Below are 1,828 nucleotides of genomic sequence, written 5' to 3'. Positions count from 1 at the left end.
TAAGGTGTATTATGTTAATTTTAGGAAAACTAATTAATTATTTTATTTATAAATTTTTTCCTCCCATGATCTGCCTAATCTTGAATAAATGTCTATAATTTTCGCATTATCAATATTTGTATTATTTATTAAAAATAATATTAGATCTCTCAAGGTAATACTTAAAAAAATATTATCTGGTTTAATCTGGGAAACTCTATTGTTTGAAATATAATTTCTTCTCGAGTTTCTTACTCTAACTCCAGCAACTCTACTAGTAATAGAATTATTAGAAATATCTATATTTTCAGAGTGTTGAACATCTACACCAACATCAAATCCATTAGTAATATTCCCCGATACAACCCCATTAGAACAGCCTACGATTTTGATTGCTACAGATTCCATATTAATCTCCATCAAAACAAACTTGATATAGAAAGTAGATAAGGACTTAATTTAGTAGCTAGGCTAGGGACTTTCTCACCAAACAATTCAATTACATTCAGAATGGTCTGTGATAAATTATTTGCTCTTTCTAATACATTAGATGTATTAGCCTCTTCTAATTCTTTTATTTTTAATGAAATTTTTTCTAAATTTTCCTCTAACTCACTATTAGATTGATTCTGAAAACTACTTACATCTTGTTTTAATTTATTAATTAATTCAATTTGTTCGGTTATCAAGACTTTGTTACCAATAAATTGATTTTTATGAGATCCTCTAACTTTGAAGGCTGTACTTTCATCACCAGATAAGAGGACTTCATTTTCTTGAAAAATATTCTCGTTACTATCTTCCATATCGAATGCTATAAACTTCTTAGTAGACATATTAATTTTCCTAAAAATTAAATTATTCATATAGTTATACTATATTTAATAGTAGCTTTTACAGAAGAATTTAAATTCCTACTCATTCAGTATTATAGATAACTATAAAAGTCTCCCTAGTGAACTAATTATTTAACATAAAATCTCTTATTCGAAATCTAAAAACTGAAATGCTGTACCGAATTACAACCTATTTAACACAATGGCTATTCTACGAACTCTAAAGCCTCTAAGTAAGATAGGAACCTCTGTTCAATTTTCTTTAAGATTTCATATCCATTAAAAAAGAATAAGCATTCTTGTTTTATTTCATAATTAAGCCACCTTTTTAATTTCTCTCTAACGATCAAAAGTTGGATATAAAAAAGATCCAGTACCTCAATCAGGTCTGGATCTATGAAATGACTAAAAGTGATCTGCAATTAATGAAAGAGTTAGACAGCCACCTGTGGATTAAACAAGGCATCAATTTGTTTTTGAATCCCGAGCAGATAATCGATGGCTTGTTGCATCTGATCTGCTGGCAACTGGTCTTCGGTGCCAATACAGGTAATCACATGGTCAAGCTGTCGGCTAAAGTTATACACCGGAATCGCCACTGCATGGATGCCCGCCATCATATCACCGGTTACGGACGCATAGCCCTGCTGCAGGATTTTCTCTTTAAGTTGCAAGAATTCTTCCCAATTCGCAGGATATTGACCTGCTTTCGCGCTACTCGCCCACTCTTTTTCCAGCAGAGGCTTGATGATGTATTCTGGCTGGAGGCAAGCATGTAAACGACCAGTTGCCGATTTTAGCAAAGGCATACGCGAGCCGACCCGGGTAATAATATTAAATACATGATTGGATTCAAGCGACTGAACCACGACAGCACCATCGGCGAACCATTTGCTGACATGAATACTGCAATTTAAATGCTGCTGAATCTGCGTAATATATTTTTGGGTTAATTCCAGCATATCGGTACGCTTTAAGGCATTCACGCCAAATGCGTGAGCACGCTCACCCAG

The 1,828-nt window shown here is 33.4% G+C and carries 3 protein-coding genes; all 3 read right to left on the bottom strand.

From position 1 onward, the window contains the following. Positions 1-42 precede the first annotated feature (42 nt). Positions 43-387: a NosD domain-containing protein gene (locus B3D47_RS02770; RefSeq protein ID WP_286859821.1), complete on the bottom strand. Its 345-nt coding sequence runs from the start codon at positions 385-387 to the stop codon at positions 43-45. 11 nt (positions 388-398) lie between these two features. Further along, positions 399-815: a hypothetical protein gene (locus tag B3D47_RS02765; RefSeq protein WP_166135261.1), complete on the bottom strand. Its 417-nt coding sequence runs from the start codon at positions 813-815 to the stop codon at positions 399-401. A gap of 434 nt (positions 816-1,249) precedes the next feature. After that, a partial coding sequence (locus B3D47_RS02760) for an IclR family transcriptional regulator domain-containing protein (protein ID WP_286859819.1) occupies positions 1,250-1,828 on the bottom strand: 579 nt, incomplete at its 5' end.

The sequence above is a fragment of the Acinetobacter sp. UBA3461 genome (assembly GCF_002381195.1).
GTDB classification, from domain to species: Bacteria; Pseudomonadota; Gammaproteobacteria; order Pseudomonadales; family Moraxellaceae; genus Acinetobacter; species Acinetobacter schindleri.
The sequence above is the reverse complement of the archived record's forward strand: the minus strand, read 5'-3'. Positions and strand labels throughout refer to the sequence as shown.